The following is a 15,219-nucleotide window of genomic DNA, read 5'->3' as shown; positions in this document are numbered from 1 at the left end:
TTTTTGTTTTTTAGCGTATCTGCTGCCTATCTAAAAAGTATTGCTCAAGCTCCAAGTCGTCACTTTTATTACGGATGACTTAACAATTGGGCTCGTTCTTACTTTCCACTTAGTCGCTACTTTGTTCTCCTCGAATGTGGTTTGGTGCTCGCATTCTAAATCCCGACATCTGAAAGCCACTTGAGTCTATAATTTTATTGAGCGTCATTCCTCACTTTTTGGACTATAAAAATGAGATAGTATTCATATCCCACTTAGGTTGCTTGTCAGATTAGTAGGACGAACTTTGATAACAAAGAATACAAGGTATGCCATTTTACTCGGCTTAGTTCCCATCGCCATATTTGTAGTGGCCTTTCATTCGATAACCAACTTTTACGTCAACTCGGTAAAAGCGTCGAAAATAGATGCTTACGTAGAATATTTAAATCAAAGGTCTGCCTATTTGGACAGAGCAATAGTGAAGCAGATTGCTCAGTTAGATTTTACTTGTAGTGATAGTGATGTAAGAACTTTACGCGACCCACGTTTTTATAACCGTTACATTCGTTTTATTGCGATGACCACAGAAGGCGGAAAAACGTGTTCCACGGTTGGTAGTGAAGTGTCTCGCCCATCTAGTAGTGAACGATTTCAGATGGATGAGAACTTTTTCGCATCACTCATTTTGCCGCAACAGAATGACCAAATAGAGTGGATGGTCATTTATGATAATGAACACGTTGAAGTCTTCTGGGTACTTGATAACAGTTGGGTTAACGAGGTAATAAAAACGCCTTGCAAAGACTGCCTATTTGTAGAGTTTAAGTATGATGAACCAATATTTGGTGATTTAACGATAAGCCGTGGCAAAGCGAATATTGCAGGAGAAGAAAACGCACTCTCAAAAGAGTTTTTCTTTTCAGGAGAGTCTCAAGCCAACATGCTCATCAAGATATACAGCGGTGAAAAACTTAAAAATTATGCTCAGGAAAGAGTACTTTTGTGGGGCGGTCTTGTAAGTGTGCTTGCAGGTCTTGTGACTGCCTTTGCATACATATCTGGTAAAAGCTTGAGAAAATCCATTACAGGTCTAATTGAAAATGGGATTAGTAATGCAGAATTTATTCCTTACTACCAGGCGATTGTCGATAGTCGCGATGGTAAGACAGTAGGATATGAAGCTCTGATTCGATGGTCGCGACGTGATGGAATGGTGCCACCAAATATGTTTATTGGTGCTGCAGAAGAAAGTGGCCTGATTATTCCGATGACGAATCAGCTTATTCGTAAAATCATACAAGACTTAAGTGACTTACCCGAGCATACGTGGGTCAGTATCAATATTGTTTCCTCCCATTTAGAGTCAGGTGTATTAACGAAGTTGCTGTCGGAGTTAAATTGGCCAATCTCGAATAGAATTCATTTTGAATTGACCGAGAGAATACCAGTAAAAGACACTGAGGCCGCGAAAAAAGAGATTTTGTATTTAACGAATAAAGGCTACAAGTTCAAAATTGACGATTTTGGTACCGGATATGGTGGCTTTTCTTACCTACAAGATTTGGGCATCCGGTGTGTAAAAGTGGATAAGATGTTCATTGATCCAAAAGGATCTGACGACCAAAAGTTGAAAGTGCTGGACTCAATTGTGTCTGCAGCGAACAAAGCGGAATGTGAGATGATTGCAGAAGGTGTAGAGAGCCAGGCTCAAGTCGAATACCTGGCTCAGCATGCGATTTACCTTATTCAAGGTTATGTTTACGCTAAACCAGAGCCCCTGACTAACCTTGCAAGCGCTTAACAGCCATAACGTCAAAACGTACCGTTTTAAAGGTGTCAGTTGCCTAGGTTAGCGCTGATTTCTGCTGATGGGGTCACACTTGAGGATTCCTAACACTCTCATTACTTCTAGAGTGTTAGGAATTAACGTTACTTAGGAGGAGAGTGCGGCTCTTTTCGCTTTGATCGACGTAATGAGCTGAGGTAGTAATGACATTACGATCATTCCTAGCATTAAGCTGTATTGCAGAGGAGTGAACGTTTCCCCCAATAGCAGTAGGCCCGAAACAATGCCTGCGACTGGGTTTGCAATACCACCAAAGGTAAAATCTACGACCGACATCCGCTGCAATAACCATACATACATGCCATACCCTAATGCGGTGTTCAGAATAATTACCCACAGTAACCCTAGAATATTCGTCATGGATACGTCCTGAACGACCGTAACATATGGCTCTGGATTGTTTATCGCCAGCACACTTGTTGCGATAGACATAATCACGCCACCCAAAATGAGCTGCCATGTTAGCACTGTCCACCAGTGCATTTTTGTACCTAGTGACTTTGTTACGCTACTTCCTATCACGATGCACATAATGGCGGAGATCATCGCAAGTAAGCCCACGGGTTCGAGAGAAATAGAGCTAGGATCAAATAAGAACCAAGCTAAAGCAATCAAAGTTGCGCCGCTTATTGCTTGAATGCCACTAGGCTGACGTTTGTAGACCGCCCAACCAAACAGCATCGCAAAAACGGGGACCGAAACCATACCAACACCAGAGATGGCAGAAGGAAGCGTCAACGCCATGACAAAAATGAGACCAAAGAAGCAAGCGATGTTGATGGTTCCTAAAACAAGCAGCACCTTCCACTCACTTCTTTTTGGAAACGAGGGCTTTATTGCCAGCAACAAAAGACCCGCAGGCAGTGCCCTTAGAGCGCCAAGTAAAACGGGAGGCCAGTCCGGTAGAGTAAACTGAGTAACAGCGTAAGTCGTCCCCCAAAAAAAGGCAGGAATCATCGCAAGTAAAATGTTCATGTTAAATATCTTTATGTAGAGATAATTAAATGTAACGATATCGGCAAGGTGGCTTTTTGTAAAGTATCTTTATGTTAAAATAAAAAATATATGATGTTTGGAGAGAAATAATGGATGCAATTGATAGAGTGGTAGAGCAGTGGGCTAGGGAGAAGCCAGACCTCGACACTGAACCGATGGCAATAATGGGTCGACTAATGCGAATTGCAAAACACATGGAATCTAGGGTCGCCGAGCTACATAAGAAGTACGACCTGAAAATGGGTGAATTTGATGTGTTAGCGACACTGCGTCGAGCTGGTTCACCATATTGTCTTACTCCTTCAGCGTTAATGGAGTCGATGATGCTCACTTCGGGTGCGATGACTAATCGCTTAGATAAACTAGAGAAGAAAGGGTTTATCACCAGAACCCATAGTAAAGAAGACCGACGTAGCGTCACCGTTGAACTAACAGGGCAAGGCTTAACCTTAATTGACAAGCTAATTTTGGAGCATGTAGACGTTCAGCAATCGTTATTGCATGGTTTAGAAGGCAATGAAAAAGAGCAGGTTAACCAGGCGTTAAAATTGCTATTGCCACAATTTGAATGAGAACGCAGAAGGAGGCAGGGGATATGAAAAGCAAAGAACTAGAACAATACTTAAGTACCTTCATGTGTGCAGAAAGCGATTTCCCATTTGGGCCTGAAGCGCTTGTATACAAAATCAAAGGCAAGATGTTTGCCATCATTGCAGAGAGAAACGGTCGGGAGTATGTCAGCGTAAAAGTAAAACCAGAAGATGGAGAAGTCTTAACGTCGCAGTTTACGGATATTATCCCGGGTTATCACTTAAATAAGCGTCATTGGATAACGGTTTATTTTAACGGTGATGTCGAGGATGGGTTGATTCAAGACTTGTGTGAACGCTCTTATGCTCTTGTCGTTGCCAAGCTGCCGAAAGCACAACGAGCGTTGCTTGGTGAGTAATCGGCAACGCACTGGCCTCTGTTGTTTTGTCGCTCGTTGCTCGTAGCCTTTACGGAAAAATTCGCACCTTTTTCATCCTCGGGCTATATAAGAATAAGAAGGTGGAAAAGGGGAATGATATGCGAGCATTATCTGAATGGCTAAAAGAATACGGGGAGAGTCACCAAAACCCTATCAACCAAAAGATTCACACAATCGCAGTTCCAGGTATTTACCTTTCTGTGGTTGGACTTATTTGGTCGATTCCCCAGATTTCATTATTAGGCTTCGAACTTAATTGGGTTTGGGTAGCGGTGATCCCCACTTGGGTTTTCTATTTTCGTTTGTCTCTGAGCGTATTCATGATGATGATCGGCTACACATTAGCGTGCATTGGCCTTATTTGGTCTCTAGAGGTATTGATGTTGCCCGTTCTGCATATTTCTATGCTCTTGTTTGGTGTATTGTGGATATTGCAATTTATCGGTCACAAGATTGAAGGTAAAAAACCGTCGTTTTTTGAGGATTTACAGTTTCTACTCATCGGCCCGATTTGGGTGTTCAGAAAACACTAGCGATAAGCAAAATCAGGCATCATCCGAATGACACAAGACATATAACGTTCAGAGATTATGTAGCTCTTACTACAGAATACCTCTCCTTCTTATTGCCACGACAAGCATTCACTTTAGATACGCACTATGATTAAAGAGGTGCCAACGCACTTTACGCTATCGAGATACTTAAACTTACGGCAAGTTTACTTTAGGGGGATGAATGTACGACCGACAATATAAATATGCCTATTGGAGAGAAGAGCGTAAAAAAGGCAAATGGCACTATATATTAAAGTCCTTCTTTATGATTTGTTGTGCATTACTGCTTGGTAAAGTCATCGGTTTGTTCATTTTTGGAGAGCTGCATTCTTTAAGCGACATTTGGGAACAACTCCCTGCGGATGTTTTTATTATGATGCTCGTGGGCTTTCCAATTAGTGTCCTTGGTTGGTACCACGAAGAGTCAAAGTTTTTCCGGGCACTGCGACGCAAAGAAAAGCGGTTAAAAGGCAATCAAAACAAACCGAAATAGAGTAACCTTTGTCTCTGTTTGGATTGCCACTTACCTATCTGAACGATTCTATCCCTTCCAGTCGTTTAGCGTTTAGTTACGTGTTGCAAAAAGCCTTCTTAATGCAACAGCCTCTAGCGTTGTGGAAATTGGTACTGTAAGAAACATTAAAAAACGAAGTTGAGCATTAGCGTATAAAGGCTCGCACTGTCATCCTTTGGGGCTGATGAAAACGCGCCAGAGCTATTATTGTAGGCGTTGAACCTTTGCCATTCTGCGTTCAGGGAAACGTTGTAATCTAGGTCGTATCTCAATCCGAGTAAGAAACTGTCTCCACTTTTTTTATCCCGACTATTAAACTGCTGACCGTAAACAATATAAGGAGTTAGCTTGTTTACATTATAACTTGTTGTCGCGTACCAAGATGAGGAAAGATTGCTGGTCTGTCCTTCTGCCATAATCACAATGTTATCGAGCTCGTATCTTAACCCTAGAGAAAACAGATCGATCGTGTTGTTTTTTTCTGTTTCAACTAGACGGTCAATGATTGTGGTTCCGCCACCGGGAGTGGATTGCTCAATGTTAGAGAGCGTCGTTGTTTGATCATAATCGCCGTGGAGGTAGGAAAAATTCCAACGATAACTCTCTCCGCTTAGCGTTAAGTTCATCCCTGCAGTGTTGTTTGACTCAATTTCCAATTCAGTACGTTCATTGATGGTTACGTCACTATTGTCTTTAAACCCGACAAACGGCATGGCGGTAAGTACGATTTGCTCATTAAGGTCATGAATCCAGCGTGCAGATAGGCCGTTATAAGCCGTGATACCTAGAATGCTGTCATATACCTCATTCGGTGGGCGGGCTTGGGTAAAAGCGTGGCCGACATAGTTGTACTCAGACATCAAAAACAGTGGCAGTCTTAAGCGTCCTCCTCGTATTTCTATGTTTTGATAGGTATAAGCCAAATACGCCCACTCGAGCTGAGGCGAGCTCCAATGGTCTTGCGGGCGCTTTACGACTTGTGCGGATGCCCGAAATGCCTTGTGAAAATAATCGAGCTGCATGCCGAAAGTGGTATCGCAATCGAAACAAGATTCATCGCCAATAAAGCGGTTAACTAGTAACGTAGTTGGGTTATCGGATTTTGCCCACGAAGTAGAGCCAAAACCACTTAAAGAAAGTTGTTCTGTTAGTTCAATCGTGGCTGAGCTCGGAAAGGTCGCGATACTCAGCGATAACATGGTTAAATATTTTTTCATATCAGTTCTCCGAGCTAACCACACATAAAACGTGAGCATTACTAGGGACGCTCGATGTTGGGGCATAACCAATTCTATTCGGCTTCTCTTGCATCCATGCTATGAGGTCATCAATGCTGGAGCGTGCAATCACTTTTGGCGGTCTAGCTTTACCTGAAAAAGACAAGCTTGCCCAATGCGCGTTCATTTGCGCTAAATTTTTGTTGAGAAGATAACGATAGAACTCAGCTCTTTCTGTTGATGTCGCAGGCCAGTCAGAGAGTTCAATTCGCTGGCCTTGTAAAAGTTGCGTCTTCCCTCTGTACAACTTTCGCGCTTTATTGACAGTGAGCGGAGAGAATTCGTCATTAAATGAGAAAACGGCGTAGCTCTCTGCAGCGAGAGCTTGGCAATTTAATGAAAGAAGGGCAATCAGAATAAACAGATAGCGTTTTATGTAACGCAAAGGAAAAGCAACGCGAGAATGATTTCTACTCATAGAATCCACCTACATTGCTTGTTCAATTTGATACAACAGTTTTTCTTTGCGCACAGGCTTTGGTACGTAGGCATCCATTCCTGAATCAAAGCAGCGTTGAATATCATCATCAACGACGCTTGCTGTTAATGCGATAATGGGCGTCTTAGCTAATCCTTTACTCGCTTCATAAGCTCTAATTTGCCTAGAAGCTTCAAACCCATCCATTATGGGCATCATGCAATCCATCAAAATAACATCAAACTTTCCATCTTTTTGGAACATTTCGACTGCAATTTGTCCGTTTTCTGCGACTTCGAATTGATAGCCTGCTTTAGATAGCAATAGAGAAGCCACTTTCTGGTTCACTCTATTGTCTTCGACAAGCAAGATACGTTCGGAGCGAATAGGCGTTACCGTTGCTTCTGGTTGCTCTGAACTCGCAGGTAGTTTATGAGTTGTATCGAGAGTAGTGTTCTCTTGGTGTGGTTCAGCAGGCGTCGTGTTGGAAACACGTAACCCAATTGCCTTATCTAACTTCTCTTTAAGCAACCCTGCTTTAAACGGTTTGGGCACATAGTCATCCATTCCAACGTCAAAGCATTTTTGTATATCGTCATCGACCACACTTGCCGTTAGAGCAATAATCGGAATTCTGAAAGCGCGTTTTTCTTTTACTTCTATTTGACGAATTATTTGGGTGGCTTCAAATCCATCCATTACGGGCATCATGCAGTCCATTAAAATTAGGCTGTATTGATTCTGTTGAAATTTCTCAACCGCTTCTTGTCCGTTTACTGCGACATCAAAGTCGAAGCCAGCTTTTGTGACGTGTAGCCCCGCGATTTTTTGATTGACCGTATTGTCATCAACGACCAAAATTTTCGGCAAAGATTTAACATGTTGCGCTGAAATGCTCTCTTGTTGTGCGTGCGAGAAATTTGCCGCACAACTTTCAAGTGCTTTAATTAAGCGCTGCCCTAGTAGTGGCTGAGTGACCAAGGCGCTGATACTGCTTCTAAAGTCGAATTGTGGGCTATGAAGGTGCTTGATGAGGCAGACACGAATGTTTCGTTTACAAAGGCTTTCTATCTCATCGATATGCATCGCCGCTGCATTTGGTGATCCTTCTACATGAATAACGATAACGCGCTCGTTATCAATCCACGTTGGCAACGCACTTAAGGTATCTACTGACTGCGTTATATTGATGTTGAAAAAACTTAACTCGTTACGCAGTTTTTGTTCTAGTTGAGTACTGCTGCATACAATCCATATGTCGTTGTGATTCAGAGCGTGATAAGCGTTAAACTCTTGCGTCACAACAGGAGCAGTTAGTTCAAAGAAGAAGCGACTGCCTTTACCTTTCTCGGATTCAAGTTGAATTTCTCCACCCATTAGCTCAACTAATTGCGTGCTAATGGCAAGCCCAAGTCCAGTTCCCCCAAATTGTCGGGTAGTAGAGTTATCCTCTTGGGCAAATGGAGCAAATATTTTCTTTTGCTGCTGGGCATCAATACCAATCCCAGAATCTTTAACGGAAAACTCGATGACCGCTTCACCATTTTTTATTTCGCGGGTGATGACCGATAGCTCTACACTGCCTTGTTCGGTAAATTTTACCGCGTTAGACATGAAGTTCATGACAACTTGGCGTATACGATGGTCATCCAACATTACGTGGTAAGGCGTGTTACGGCTAATGTTGACTTGCACATCGATGCCTTTTTCCTTTGCTTTCGGTGAAATGATAGAAGCAATGTCATAGATAGACTCTCGAACACAAGTTGAATGTGGGCTAATGAGCAACATCCCAGATTCAATTTTTGAGAAGTCTAGAACGTCATTAATTAAACTCAAAAGCAGTTGGGAGGAGGTTTCAATCGTATCGACGTAATCGCGTTGTGTGGCAGTCAGGGAAGTATCGGATAAGACTTCAGAGATACCAATAACGCCATTTAGCGGCGTGCGGATCTCGTGGGACATGTTGGCCAAAAAGCTACTTTTGGCTTTACTCGCCTTAATTGCATCATCTTTTGCTTGTTCTGCATCTTCTTTAGCTTGTGTGAGCTTTAGTCTGGACAACATCCGCTCATCACTAAGCTTTTTTACCTCTCGAGCAAACTTACTCAGCTCGTCTTTACCCTTTATTAGTTGAGCAAGAGGTGAATTTTCAGTGTTACTTTGTTCATTGCTTTCGTTACTGAGAAATTTGAGGACTAGATTCAAGTTTCCAGTAACTTTTCGCACCAATCTTAGCGTTAAACTTACGACCAACAGCGTTAAAAGGCTCATCATTGCGATAAAGGTAAAGCGGTGCTGTGTCGTCGTGTTGATTGTCTTTGATATATCATCACTCAGCTGCTGTTCCATTTTGTCGTCAACACTTTGTAATAACGATAAGCGTTTGTTGAGTGCAGATAACCCCGCATCAATCTCATCCGGGGTTAATGATTTGAGTTGAGCTGGTTGCAATAAATAAGCACGAAACTCTTGGCTTTTGATAAAGACTTCACCCGTAAACGTCTCAATGAGCAGATCTACTTGTTGTTGATTGGCATTTAGCGTCACAAAACGCTCTAGAAATAGTTGTTGGTTCTGGATTAAAGATTGGATAGAAGCCTGTGTTGTGAGGTCATACTCGTTATTTTCCTCTGAAGATCGAATCAAATATTCGCTTAATCTATGCTCTTCAGTGGACCAAAACATCAACCATTCAAGTTGCATCAAAGAAGAAAGGTGAGTGTTTGTTTCATAACTCACATTTCTAAAATAGACTTTGTCTAAGCTCATGAGGATTTCTTTGAACGTATCAGCGCGCCACTCTGCCGCATCTAACTTTTCTTCTTGATTTTGCGAAGAGAGCATCGAGAGGGTTGCTTCCTCAAAGCTTGTCAACTGGTTTAGTATCTCAGCGTTTTCACCGAATACTGGTGCTGCAGTGTCGCGTAACAATTGAGATATCTGCTGAGTTTTTAGTTGCTTATCTATTACATCAGGGTTATTCGGTAGGTGATAAAGCGAAGATACGCGGTCTATGTAGACAGAGAATAACTGTGCTTTTTGTAGTTCCTGAGCCTGGATAGAAAGGCTTTGTACATGTTTACCCGCGAGGACAAGCAACAATAAAATTGGCAGCAAAACCAACCCAAATAGCTTTTGTTTTACCGACAGGTTGTTCCAAGAAAAGATTCCTACCACGCGCATTTCCATATCCAAGAAGTTGATATGAAAAGTGTAGTTTATTTATCTCAGATGTTAGATTTTAAGAGAAAATTCATATTAATGAGGTGGGGGAAGTGTGACCGATATTGCATTACGAGTACTAACGCGCTAAGCGGCAATAGTTAACAAAACGGCGTTCTAAGCAAAGTGATTGACGCTTTGAGCGCCACTCCCTCGTTGGTATTCAAATGCAATCAATTCCTCGGCAGGTACAGGTCTACCTAAGAAAAAACCTTGTACGACGTCACAGTGGAGAGACTCCATTCGTGTGAGTTGAGTTTGAGTTTCTACGCCTTCGGCTACTACTTTCATTCTTAGGTTGTGAGCCATGGATACAATCGCGCGAACTAATGAATCGTCTTGATCGCTTTTTCGGATTTGAGCGATAAATGAACGATCAATCTTGAGCCCGTTAAAAGCCATATGTTGTAGGTAGGCAAGGGCTGAATACCCCGTACCAAAGTCATCTAGCCAAACTTCCACTCCGATACTTTGTAGTTTTTTAAGCACATATTGAGCTTTCTCTGTATCATCAATAAAAAGTGACTCTGTCACTTCAACATGAATGGTTTGAGGGGCGACATCATGTCGTCGTAAATACTTAGAAAATAATTGACTTAAATCTTGGCGATAGATTTGTCTTGGGGACAAGTTTAATGCGATGTGAAAATCCGTACCGAAATGTTCTGCCCACATTGCCCGCTGAGCAATTGCCGTCTCAATGATATGTTCTCCAAGCTCCAATATTAAATCACTTTGCTCTGCGATCGGGATAAACGATTCTGGACTGATATAGCCTTTCTCGGGATGATTCCACCTAACCAATGCTTCGACCCCAATTAGGCGATAGTTTTTTAGATCAAATTGTGGTTGATACCACAGCTCGAATTGAGACAAGTCACGTACTGAACGACGCAGTTCTCGTTCTATGTATAAACGTTGTTTAATCGTTTCATCAAACGTGGAATCGTATATCGTCATAATGTCTTTACCGCGTCTTTTAGATTCCTGCGCCGCAAGAGAGGAAAGCTGTAAAAGAGACTCAGCGTTTGAACCAAATTCTGGATACACAGCAATTCCGAGGCTTGCCGTAATTTGAATATCGTTCTCTTCCAAACTAAAGGGAGAGAGTAGTTGGCGATGAATATCGTTCGCTTTTTCTCTAGCTTCATGATTGTCCGAGCACGGAAAGGCCAGTACAAATTCATCCGCACCTACTCGACTTACGATGGTAGAAAGGCGGTAAAGCGGCTTAAAATAACTCGGCAAACGGCCTTGAAGCTCTGAGGCAAGATGGCCTAGCAATTTATCCCCAATGTTATGTCCATAGTTATCGTTAATGTGCTTAAAGTCATCCAAGTCAATAAACACAACCGCGAGTGAGGGGGATTTGTGGTCAGTTATTTGCGTTTGAATATCAATGAGTAACTTTTCTCGGTTTGGCAGGGAAGTCAGAATATCGTGGTATGCCATGAACTCAACTCGGCTGGTGTATCGGTTCACTTTGTTTGACATTTTGTTGTACGCCGAAATAAGTTCTCCCACTTCATCTTTGCTTTGTATGTCGGTGACTGGCAGCGCTTGGGTATTTGACTCTGAAAATTGATCTTTTAGTTGCTTGAGTGGCTTAGTTAACGACCGCCCCAAAGCATAAGCGATGATGCTACCGAATAGAACGGATATCCCACTGATCGTTAGCAGCAAGTTAAACATCTTCTGTTTATCGTTTGAGGTAATCGCTTGGACTTGTTCAATATTCTGTTCTTTCTCTTCCAGTAGATGTATCAAGTTAAGCTCAAGATACACCGCCCCAAGAGTAATGTTTGATTGCTGAATCGGCGCTGCGATCTCCAACTGATGCTTGGAAAAGGAAACGAGAGTTCTAGATTCTTCTATTGCTTTCAAAATAAAAGGAGAGCGGTAATGAGGTTGGGCAAACATCCTTAGCTGAGTAGTGCCGTCGTGAAAGATTAGCCCTTCATTGTCAACAACATGTATTTTCGAGACATCTGGCTGGCTCAATGTTGCCTTAATTTGCTCATACGCTTGACTGATATTGTCTGTATAGAGTGGATCAAAAAGCTGTTTTGATAATAGCTCTGCATAAACCAACCCTTTTTGCTTAACGTAAGATTCTGTTTTTTCTTGAGAGTTGTTCGTGATTTGTTGAGTTAAGCTATTTGAATACGCATCGTAACCGTGCATGTATAGCGCAAGATTTATCACCACAACAAACAAGACAACGAACATTGTCGAGCAAATGTATTTGGTTTCGAGTGAGAGCTTTTGAAACATCAATCCACCTTCGGTAACAAGTGAACTGACTTGCGCACTGTACTTAAGGAGGCTCGCATTTCTGGAGTAAGCGCGCTGAATTTTTTGGTGTTCTGAAACTTTTTAAGTGCGAGAGAGCCTTCGTGAGTTGTATCCATATCAAGCAGTATGGACGTGATTTTACGCTGTTGCTCTAGGCTCATGCTTGGAGAAGCGAGAATCAAATCCCTGGGTATTTCAACAGAACGAGAAAAAATCGCTAGTTTGTCTTTCATGTTCTCTGGCAAATCTTTGGGATTGTTCCAGTTGAAGTTACTGAATGCTCCAGCTGCAACTCTCTGTTTATATACCCATACAGATAGGTTGATTTCATTTGACTGAGCGAGTTGCTCATCAAGGAATAAATAACCAATGCTGTCTTTGGCCGGTTTGTCATCAGGAGAGGGAAGGTATTGCAGTTTTTCTCCGTGGTTCAGCAATGTAATCGCAGGTAGGTAATAGCTGCTGGTAGACGTGCGCTTTTCGAAAACAAGCGTTTTTCCGCGCAGGTCAGAAAGTGACTCAATGCCACTCTCTTTATTAGTAAAGAACACCGTATGATATTTTTGTATGCCTTTTTTCCATCGTATAGCAAGAACTTGGCTATTAGACTCCTTTTCTAAGGTCATCGCATTAAAGGGGGTCGCCGTTGCAATTTGAACGGTGCCATTTTCAAGCGCAACCGCGAGCTGACGATAATTTTTAAATACCTTTACCGCCCCTTTTGCGTAACCATATTCAGCCATATTTTCAGTTACATACTGAGTAAGGGGCGTCGCTTTTTTAATTTTGCTTTGGGCTTTATTGGACACAATGCCAAATGTGAATGTTTTCTCAATATTTTCTTGTGCACTGACGACAAAAGGTGAACTCAGCAAAGTGAGTAATAACAGAGTGCAGGCAGGTTTCATCCGGCTTCAACTTCCTTCTGGTGCATGTCAGTAATATTTAGTATTTATCAATGTGCCGAAATCAATCTTAAAAACAGTATGATGTACAAATTTCGTTGTGTGCGCACTTTTTATAATGTGACTTGGTCACTTATTCCGTTCAAATAGTACCGAATTTGACGTTTATGTACAGGATGAATGTATCACCGTGAGTCTGAATTCACTGGATTCTTGGTCAAGCGCTGTATTGGCTGTGAGCTAATGCGCCTTATGTATCGCTATTTTGTACTAAGAAAATTTTTCCAATTGTTTTTGATACTTTTTCTCGAGAGCTTCATTGCCTGCTGCACGTTCAAGTTGAATCATGAGTTGCAAAGAAGGCTTCTTTACGCCATACATTTGATTGAATCTCATTAATCGAATTCTAGCTTCAGTATAATCACCGCTATCAATTTCTATTTTAGCGAGTTGCAAAATCGATTTTGGTCTATGGGGATCATGATCGATAGCTCTAGTAAAGTAGTATCTCGCTTTGTCTTTATCTTGTGATTTTAGAGCACAAAAAGCTGCATTCTCATAGCTCGCTGGAATAAGGTAGTAATAAGGCTGCTCAATGGCTCGATTAAACATCTGATCGGCTTTTTCGAAGTCACCTCGCTTGCAAAGAAAAGTACCGTAGTTATTGAGCACATTTCCGTTTTTAGTATGTTGGCGTAGAGAGCGTTTATACATCTGTTCGGCTTTAATATCTTCACCAACCGTTTCGTAGTAGTGAGCCATAGATAATTGCGCGCGATAGTATTGAGGTGCGTGGTTTAAGGCTTGTTGTAAGTTATCATGCGCGCGAATCATGTTACCGCCGTCTAAATAACCTAAGCCTAGTGCGATACGTGATTCTGCCATTGCCACAGGATCGGCTTTAACGACAGGGCTTCCATCTTCTTTCACCGTCACGCAACCCACGAGTGCAAACTGAGACAATAATATTAGTGCACCGAGCTTTGCTGTTTTCATTCTTTATCCCTACATCCCTGAATCTTTCTGCATGATATGAATTACTTAGCAAAAGCCTATTGAGGAAAAAACACTATGCGATCAGGTTTGCAAACTGTTATGAAAAAGCCGCCATATGGCGGCTTGGTTCACATATTACATTTCGGTAATGATGAGTGCTTTGTTTGCTTATTTTGAAGCTAATCGTCTTTAGTGAAAGCATCTTCACTGAAGTGATCGAGGTCGTACGGTGTTTGCTGATAAACACAGTAGTTCAGCCAGTTTAAAAAGAGGAGGTGTCCATGGCTTCTCCAGCTTGCAATTGGTGGGTTATCTGGGTTGTTGTTTGGGTAATAGTTGACAGGAATAGCGGGCTCCATACCTTCGCTTAAATCTCGGATATATTCATTATGTAAGGTGTGAGAATCATACTCAGGGTGTCCTGTGACAAAGACATTGCGTTTGTCTTTTGTGGTGGCCAAGTACACACCTGCGACATCCGATGTCGCTAAAATGTCTAAGTCAGTATGCTCTTCTAGAAAGTGAGGCGAAAAATCTGCGTAACGCGAGTGAGGAGCCAAAAACGTGTCATCAAATCCGCGTAAGATAGGGTGAAATTGATGATGGATTTGATGATGATACACGCCTGAAAGTTTTTCTTTACGCGTTTTTTTAGGTAGATCGTAGAGTAGCTTTAACCCTGCTTGCGCAGCCCAGCAAACATAAAGAGTGGATGTCACATGATCTTTTGCCCACTCCATGATGGTTTTGAGATGATCCCAATAAATGACATCTTCAAATTGCACCAAACCTAATGGAGCCCCAGTAATGATCATGCCATCGAAGTTTTTATCTCGCACCATTTCAAATTGGCGATAAAACGTGTCTAAATGTTCAGTTGGCGTATTTTTACTCGGGCGGTTATCAATGCGCAGTAATTCGACGTTAACCTGTAGTGGGCTGTTTGAGAGTAGACGCAGAAACTGAGTTTCAGTCTCTATTTTTTTTGGCATCAGATTAAGGATCAGCACTCTTAAAGGACGTATTTCCTGACTCGCTGCACGCGTTTCACTCATCACGAAGATGTTTTCTGTCCTTAATACATCGGTAGCTGGTAATTGATCTGGAATTCTAATTGGCACGACTTTCTCTCCCTAAGTATAGTCAATCTAGACGTCTATACTTCTAAAGCTAACTTAATTAAGTTTAGATGTCGATACGAAATCCGACTTTTCAATCTACTCTTTACATTATGGTAAACC

The 15,219-nt window shown here is 42.0% G+C and carries 13 protein-coding genes; 5 read left to right on the top strand and 8 right to left on the bottom strand.

Features of this window, described 5'->3' with window-relative positions; translation table 11 throughout:
• The first annotated feature begins 286 nt into the window (after window positions 1-286).
• On the top strand, window positions 287-1,783 hold the full coding sequence (locus tag NL626_RS01185) for an EAL domain-containing protein (RefSeq protein ID WP_253656907.1): 1,497 nt from the start codon (window positions 287-289) through the stop codon (window positions 1,781-1,783).
• 132 nt (window positions 1,784-1,915) lie between these two features.
• On the opposite strand, the gene NL626_RS01180 is transcribed toward NL626_RS01185, so the two are convergent.
• Window positions 1,916-2,803 (bottom strand): DMT family transporter, encoded by an 888-nt coding sequence (locus tag NL626_RS01180; RefSeq protein WP_042522534.1) that lies wholly within the window; start codon window positions 2,801-2,803, stop codon window positions 1,916-1,918.
• A gap of 110 nt (window positions 2,804-2,913) precedes the next feature.
• On the opposite strand from NL626_RS01180, the gene NL626_RS01175 reads away from it, so the two are divergent.
• From NL626_RS01175 to NL626_RS01160, 4 genes are all read left to right on the top strand, one after another.
• Window positions 2,914-3,396 (top strand): MarR family winged helix-turn-helix transcriptional regulator, encoded by a 483-nt coding sequence (locus NL626_RS01175; protein ID WP_053303131.1) that lies wholly within the window; start codon window positions 2,914-2,916, stop codon window positions 3,394-3,396.
• A 23-nt stretch (window positions 3,397-3,419) separates the two neighbouring features.
• The gene (locus NL626_RS01170) at window positions 3,420-3,773 is read left to right on the top strand and encodes an MmcQ/YjbR family DNA-binding protein (protein ID WP_017633985.1); all 354 of its coding nucleotides are present in this window, start codon (window positions 3,420-3,422) and stop codon (window positions 3,771-3,773) included.
• A 119-nt stretch (window positions 3,774-3,892) separates the two neighbouring features.
• Window positions 3,893-4,327 (top strand): DUF962 domain-containing protein, encoded by a 435-nt coding sequence (locus NL626_RS01165; protein ID WP_005377800.1) that lies wholly within the window; start codon window positions 3,893-3,895, stop codon window positions 4,325-4,327.
• Between the two features lie 202 nt (window positions 4,328-4,529).
• On the top strand, window positions 4,530-4,841 hold the full coding sequence (locus tag NL626_RS01160; protein WP_005377799.1) for a hypothetical protein: 312 nt from the start codon (window positions 4,530-4,532) through the stop codon (window positions 4,839-4,841).
• Between the two features lie 146 nt (window positions 4,842-4,987).
• On the opposite strand, the gene NL626_RS01155 is transcribed toward NL626_RS01160, so the two are convergent.
• From NL626_RS01155 to metA, 7 genes are all read right to left on the bottom strand, one after another.
• Window positions 4,988-6,079: a sulfate ABC transporter permease gene (locus tag NL626_RS01155; protein ID WP_193837416.1), complete on the bottom strand. Its 1,092-nt coding sequence runs from the start codon at window positions 6,077-6,079 to the stop codon at window positions 4,988-4,990.
• A 1-nt stretch (window position 6,080) separates the two neighbouring features.
• Window positions 6,081-6,557, bottom strand: a complete 477-nt coding sequence (locus NL626_RS01150; RefSeq protein ID WP_017633987.1) for a hypothetical protein — start codon at window positions 6,555-6,557, stop codon at window positions 6,081-6,083.
• A 9-nt stretch (window positions 6,558-6,566) separates the two neighbouring features.
• The gene (locus NL626_RS01145) at window positions 6,567-9,743 is read right to left on the bottom strand and encodes a response regulator (protein ID WP_080773706.1); all 3,177 of its coding nucleotides are present in this window, start codon (window positions 9,741-9,743) and stop codon (window positions 6,567-6,569) included.
• 156 nt (window positions 9,744-9,899) lie between these two features.
• Window positions 9,900-12,056 (bottom strand): GGDEF domain-containing phosphodiesterase, encoded by a 2,157-nt coding sequence (locus NL626_RS01140; protein WP_253656906.1) that lies wholly within the window; start codon window positions 12,054-12,056, stop codon window positions 9,900-9,902.
• A complete protein-coding gene (locus NL626_RS01135; protein WP_253656905.1) occupies window positions 12,056-12,985 on the bottom strand; it encodes a phosphate/phosphite/phosphonate ABC transporter substrate-binding protein in 930 nt (309 codons plus the stop codon). The genes NL626_RS01140 and NL626_RS01135 overlap by 1 nt, the downstream gene beginning before the upstream one ends.
• Window positions 12,986-13,252: 267 nt before the next feature.
• A complete protein-coding gene (gene pilW / locus NL626_RS01130; protein WP_017820928.1) occupies window positions 13,253-13,978 on the bottom strand; it encodes a type IV pilus biogenesis/stability protein PilW in 726 nt (241 codons plus the stop codon).
• A gap of 179 nt (window positions 13,979-14,157) precedes the next feature.
• On the bottom strand, window positions 14,158-15,099 hold the full coding sequence (metA, locus tag NL626_RS01125; protein ID WP_005377792.1) for a homoserine O-succinyltransferase: 942 nt from the start codon (window positions 15,097-15,099) through the stop codon (window positions 14,158-14,160).
• Window positions 15,100-15,219: the final 120 nt, after the last annotated feature.

The sequence above is a fragment of the Vibrio sp. Y58_MX_L22 genome (assembly GCF_024181865.1).
GTDB classification, from domain to species: Bacteria; Pseudomonadota; Gammaproteobacteria; order Enterobacterales; family Vibrionaceae; genus Vibrio; species Vibrio alginolyticus.
Note: the sequence above shows the minus strand (reverse complement) of the source record. Positions and strands in the feature narration are given on the sequence as shown.